Source organism: Gelidibacter salicanalis (genome assembly GCF_016469035.1).
Taxonomy (GTDB): domain Bacteria; phylum Bacteroidota; class Bacteroidia; order Flavobacteriales; family Flavobacteriaceae; genus Gelidibacter; species Gelidibacter salicanalis_A.
Genome location: NZ_JAEHJZ010000265.1, coordinates 1 through 227, shown reverse-complemented (window position 1 = coordinate 227; position 227 = coordinate 1). Strand labels below are relative to the sequence as shown.

Below are 227 nucleotides of genomic sequence, written 5' to 3'. Positions count from 1 at the left end.
AAAGGTCAATGAGGATCTTCGCGTCCCTTACGATTTAAACGGCCTGCCCTGTGCAGCGTATCAGGTGATGATAACCACCGACGATGAAGAAGTGACCTACACTATAGAAACCGTAGAGAAAGTGGTAGAAACTCCGATTGTATATCCACTGATGGCTTACGGAAAAAAGGTAAATGATTACACAGCTAATTTAGTTGTAATTGGACTTTCAAAAGCTGGTGTTGATG

The 227-nt window shown here is 42.3% G+C and carries 1 protein-coding gene; it reads left to right on the top strand.

Going from position 1 to position 227, the window contains the following annotated elements:
• The coding region (locus JEM65_RS21495; protein WP_199603793.1) for a hypothetical protein at nt 1–227 on the top strand (227 nt) is incomplete at both ends.